The organism is Clostridium sp. UBA6640, assembly GCF_002455975.1.
GTDB lineage: Bacteria > Bacillota > Clostridia > Clostridiales > Clostridiaceae > Clostridium_J.
This window is the reverse complement of the sequence record NZ_DKLM01000009.1, coordinates 1-5,343: the sequence shown is the minus strand read 5'-3', so window position 1 is coordinate 5,343 and position 5,343 is coordinate 1. Positions and strand designations below refer to the sequence as shown.

At 27.6% G+C, this 5,343-nt stretch carries 7 protein-coding genes; all 7 read left to right on the top strand.

Annotation, left to right across the window (positions count from 1 at the left end; translation table 11 throughout):
• The first annotated feature begins 41 nt into the window (after positions 1-41).
• The 7 genes from cobC (at position 42) to B2W91_RS00960 (ending at position 5,233) form a co-directional block, all read left to right on the top strand.
• On the top strand, positions 42-656 hold the full coding sequence (cobC, locus tag B2W91_RS00990; RefSeq protein WP_291578391.1) for an alpha-ribazole phosphatase: 615 nt from the start codon (positions 42-44) through the stop codon (positions 654-656).
• A 19-nt stretch (positions 657-675) separates the two neighbouring features.
• Positions 676-1,224: a bifunctional adenosylcobinamide kinase/adenosylcobinamide-phosphate guanylyltransferase gene (gene cobU, locus B2W91_RS00985; RefSeq protein ID WP_414633092.1), complete on the top strand. Its 549-nt coding sequence runs from the start codon at positions 676-678 to the stop codon at positions 1,222-1,224.
• 72 nt (positions 1,225-1,296) lie between these two features.
• The gene (gene cobS / locus B2W91_RS00980) at positions 1,297-2,046 is read left to right on the top strand and encodes an adenosylcobinamide-GDP ribazoletransferase (protein ID WP_291578389.1); all 750 of its coding nucleotides are present in this window, start codon (positions 1,297-1,299) and stop codon (positions 2,044-2,046) included.
• Between the two features lie 12 nt (positions 2,047-2,058).
• Positions 2,059-2,277, top strand: a complete 219-nt coding sequence (locus B2W91_RS00975; RefSeq protein WP_291578388.1) for a DUF1450 domain-containing protein — start codon at positions 2,059-2,061, stop codon at positions 2,275-2,277.
• Between the two features lie 304 nt (positions 2,278-2,581).
• The gene (locus B2W91_RS00970) at positions 2,582-3,430 is read left to right on the top strand and encodes a DegV family protein (protein WP_291578387.1); all 849 of its coding nucleotides are present in this window, start codon (positions 2,582-2,584) and stop codon (positions 3,428-3,430) included.
• A 503-nt stretch (positions 3,431-3,933) separates the two neighbouring features.
• Positions 3,934-4,782 carry a DegV family protein gene (locus tag B2W91_RS00965; RefSeq protein ID WP_291578386.1) on the top strand — a complete coding sequence of 283 codons (849 nt, stop codon included), beginning with the start codon at positions 3,934-3,936 and terminating at the stop codon, positions 4,780-4,782.
• 4 nt (positions 4,783-4,786) lie between these two features.
• A complete protein-coding gene (locus B2W91_RS00960) occupies positions 4,787-5,233 on the top strand; it encodes a PadR family transcriptional regulator (protein WP_291578385.1) in 447 nt (148 codons plus the stop codon).
• Positions 5,234-5,343: the final 110 nt, after the last annotated feature.

Here is a 5,343-nt window from a genome sequence, read left to right as displayed (position 1 = left end):
ATATAAGTTAACAGATCGTAAATAAATGTAGGGGTGCTAATATGAACATATATTTAGTTAGACATGGTGAAACTATTCAAAATAAAAATAAAGTATTTTATGGTACAATAGATGAAGGGTTAACGGAAAAAGGAATAATTGAATCAAAGAAATTAAATACTTTTTTTAAAGACATTGACTTAGATGTGGTTTATTTAAGTAATAAAAAAAGAGCCTATGAGACATCTAAGATAATACTAGGTGAAGAATTTAAAAGATTAGAAAAAAATAATAAAATAATTATAGACAAAAGAATAAATGAAACTAACTTTGGAGAGTTTGAGGGGAAAAGCTATGAAGAACTTTTAAGATGCTATCCTAAGGAATGTGATATATGGGAAAAAGATTGGAAAGGATTTGTACCACCTAATGGAGAGAGCTATATAGAGCTATACAATAGAGCATCTAATTTTTTAAAAGATATATTAAGCTTAACCTGTGAAAATGTGCTAGTTGTAACTCATAGCGGAGTAATAAGGGCAATATACTCTTATATTATGAATGAAAATATGGATTTGTTTTGGAAGTTTTCTTCAAGGAATGGGGATGTTTCAATTGTAAAATACGAATATGAAAATTTATTCTTAGATGGAATAATTCATAATAAATTTTTATAAGGAAAGTAAGGTGTATCAAATGAGTAGGGTAATATTAGTTACAGGAGGCAGTAGAAGTGGTAAAAGTAGTTATGCAGAAAGTATCTTTGATGAGAAAGATGATGTATTATATATAGCTACAGCTATAGTAACAGACAATGAAATGAAAAATAGAATAGACAAACATAAAAAAGGACGAAATCAGAAGTGGAGGACTTATGAGGGATATAGGGATTTACATAAAGCTATAGAAAACATAGAGGAGCCAAATATATTATTAGATTGTGTAACAATAATGGTAACAAATTTATTATTTGATAAAGAATTAGATTTTGATAATATAACCATGGAAGAAGTAGATAGAATACAAGACAATATTAAAAAAGAATTTGAAAAACTTATTTTAATGGCTAAAGAAAAAAACAAGGTTTTAGTTATGGTTACTAATGAAGTGGGAAGTGGATTAGTACCTGAATATAAATTGAGTAGAATTTATAGAGATATAGCAGGTTTTACTAATCAATTTATAGCAAAGCTTTCAGATGAAGTTTATTTTGTAACCTGTGGATTACCATTAAGATTAAAATAAGACATTTGAAATAAAATGGACTAGTATACTGACTAGTTATTTTTTTGAAGATGCTTAAGTTAGGAGTAAGTTATGAAAAAATATATAAACGATTTTTTATTATATATTCAATTTTTTACTAGAATACCTGTTAATCTTCAATTAGATTGCAGTGATAAAAATTTTAGAAGAGGAGCCATGTTTTTTCCGATAATAGGCTTTATAGTAGGGGGGATTCAATATTTAGTATATTTATTATTAAATAAATATCTACCTTCTAGTATAACAGCCATTTTTGTAGTATTGACATTTGTGTTACTTACAGGAGCATTACACTTAGATGGCTTAGGTGATGTTTGCGATGGCTTTTTTGCTTTTAAAGGTGGCAAGGAAAAAATTATTGATATAATGAAAGACAGTAGAATAGGAGTATATTCTTGTGTAGCTATAGTTTTGGATCTATTATTTAAATATAATTTGATAAAATTAGCAATAGATTCATACGTACCTCAAATAATAATTGTGGCACCCATCATAGCAAGATTTTCGGTGGTGTTATTAGCTACAATAGGGAAAAACGCTAAATCTACAGGGACAGGTAATATATTTATTGGAAATATACAAACTATAAATATAGTAGTGACAGCTGTAATATGTTTATTATTACAATTTATATTTATTAGCCATAAAGATATGGTAATTCTAACTTTTACTGCAATTATTATAACTTTGTTATTTAATAAATTTTGTGAACATAAAATAAATGGATTAACAGGGGACACTCTAGGGGCAATAAATGAGTTAGTTGAAATATTAACTTTAACTATATTTTTCATTATTTAGAGGAGAATAAAAATGGGAGAAAATAAAATAAGTTTTTGTGCACACAATGAAGGTCATGAAAGAGTAATGGAAAAAATAAAAAAAGATTTTCCAAAGCATAAAGCTACCTTAAATAAATGTATAGGTGCTTGCGATAAATGCGGAGGAAACTTAATTACCAGAGTTAATGGAAAACTTATAGAAGCGGATAGTGAAGAAGAGCTTTACGAAAGTATAAAAAAAGAAATTTAATATTTCAATTAAAGTATGGACATTTACCAAAATTTATTATAAAATTTCCTTTAAACAGGTAATTTATTATATTTAATTCAAGTGTTAAAATAAAGGCTTTAGTAATTTAAGTATTACTAAAGCTTTTATTTTTTTATAGATTTTTTTATTAATTATTATTAATAATTGTTAACTTTAGATTAAATTTTCTAATTAATTTGTTAATTTTAAAATATTTATCTTTTTTGACATATATCACTATTGATATGACTATCAATAGTGATATATAATGTATTACGACTTTAAGTTTAAGGAGTGATGGATATTGGAAAAAATTGCAATAATAACAGATAGCGCCAGTGATTTAGCAAAAGAATTTGTAGAAAAGTATAATATAAATATACTTCCCTTTAGAATTATATATAAGGATAGAGAATTTAGTGATGGAATAGATATAACAACGAAGGAAATATGTGAAAATTTACATAAAGAAATACCTACAACTTCTTTACCATCAATGAAAGATATGGAAGATACATTTAAAAAACTAGAAAGTGAAAATTATACTCATGCTATTGTAATTACAGTATCTAGTCAATTATCAGGACTTTATAATGCTGTTAAACTTGCAAGTGAAAATCATCCAACTATAAAAAGCTATATTTTTGATTCAAAGATAGTTTCTTATGCACATGGAGCAATAGCTATGGAATGTGCTGAAATGATAAAAAGTGGGGCAAGCTTTGATGAGATAATTGCTAAGTTACCAGAGATGAGAAAGAAAGGAAATGGTTTTTATGTAGTTGGCACATTAGAATACTTAAAAAAAGGCGGAAGAATAGGAAAAGTTGCTGGAACAATAGCAGAGCTTTTACATATAAAACCGATAATATCAGTTGATGATCAAGGTCATTACTATACTCTAGATAAAGTAAGAGGTAGAAAGCAATCTATTAGCAGAATGCTATCAATTGGAAATGAATTATTAGATAAAAATAAGCAAGATGTATACATTATACATGGTGAGGCAGAAGAAGAAGCTAGAAAGCTTTTAGCTGAATATGAGAAACACCCTAATGTAAATAGAGCTTATTTTGGCGGATATGTAAGTGCAGTATCTGGAGCACATAGTGGACCGGGATTTATAGCGGTAGTGTTTTATGAAGCACAATAAATTATAGTATATACATATAGAAATTTAAAGATATTTAACTGTAAAATGCCTGATAAGAATTTTGAATACAAATTCGATTAAAAAGTTATCATTATAAAAGTGTAGTTCTAAATATAGCTAATAGTTTAAATGGATATAAATAATAATTAATTACTTACATAAATTTTGAAATCACAGTTCTTTCATCTGCATTTGCAAATATGTATTTATAGAAAAAAATAGCTTAAATGCATTTTAATGCATTTAAGCTATTTTTACTATTATTTGAAACTGATATATTTATATAGAAATTGAATATTATTTGAAAAATTATTTAAAATAATAGTAATTATATCTCATTAACATAATAATATAGTTTGGGGAAGAGTATAGAGTGCTTTATTTTTTATAAAAAATTATTTTGGATTTAATATTATATATCACTATTGATAATACTATCAGTAGTGATATATAATATTATTAGATAAGAATAAATGGAATTTTAGTTTTTAGGAGTGATATATTTGGAAAAAATAGCATTAATTACAGATAGTACTTCAGATTTAAGTAAAGAAATGATAGATAAATATAATATAATAGTTCTACCTTTTAGAATTATTTTTAAAGATAGAGAATTTAAAGATGGAATAGAAATAACACCTGAGGAAATATATAAATCATTTGAGAAGGAAGTTCCTACTTCCTCATTACCTTCAATGAAGGATATGGAGGAGGTTTTTCAAAAACTAGAAAGAGAAGGATATACTCATGCCATTGCAGTAACGTTATCTAGTAAACTATCAGGTATATATAATGCATTGAAGTTGGTGAGTGAAGATTATCCCTCTATAAATACTCATGTATTTGATTCAAAACTTATATCTTATGGAGAGTCAGTTATTATTTTAGAAGCGGCTAAGATGATAGAAAAGGGTATGAGCTTTGATGAAGTAGTTAAAAAGCTACCAGAAATAAAGAAAAGAGTGCGTATTTTCTTTGTAGTTGGAACTTTAGAATATTTAAAAAAAGGTGGAAGAATAGGAAAAGTTGCAGGAACTATTGCAGAACTTTTAAATATAAAACCTATTATTCATGTAGATGAAGAGGGATCTTATGCAACATATGATAAGGTTAGGGGACGAAAACAATCTATTAATAGGATGATTGCTATAGCCAATGAGATGTTAGATAAAAAGAAGTGCGATGTTTACGTATTTCATGGAGAAGCAGAAGAAGAAGCAAGAAGGATTATAGAGGAGATATCTAGACATCCTAATGCAAACAGTGCTAATTTCGGTGGATATATAAGTCCTGTATCTGGAGTCCATAGTGGCCCAGGCTTTTTAGGTGTACTTTTCTATGAGGTGGAATAATTAAATGGCTAATTCTTTTCCTGATATTAAGGCAGAAGAAAAGCGATTATATGAAGAATATAAGAAAAAATTAAATGAACTTCGTAAAGTACAAAATGAAAATGAAGCGGTAGGTCAAGTATTTACGAAGGGGCTTCTGCCAATATATGTTATGTATATATTAAGTTTAGGGCCAACAAATGGCAATGATATTTCTCATCAAATTGGAGAGAGAACTAATGGATTATGGCTCCCAAGCACAGGAGGTATATATCCACTATTAAAAAAATTAGAAAAGGAAAAGTATGTTGAAGGACATTGGGATGATTCTAAAAAGAAAATGCAGAAAATCTACAAGTTAACCAAAGAAGGGGAAATTGAATTTAAGAATAAAAGAGAACTTCTTAGAGGTAAAATTGAAGAGGCATTAGAAGTTTTTAAAATAATATATAGTGATTTATATTCTGATTAAAAATCCATGATTTTCATGGATTTTTTTTGCTTGTGCGCCCAGCATGGGCGCTTACTTGTCGGTGAAAGTCCGATACGGGGGGTGATAATGCCAACCGTTAGCTTAAGACA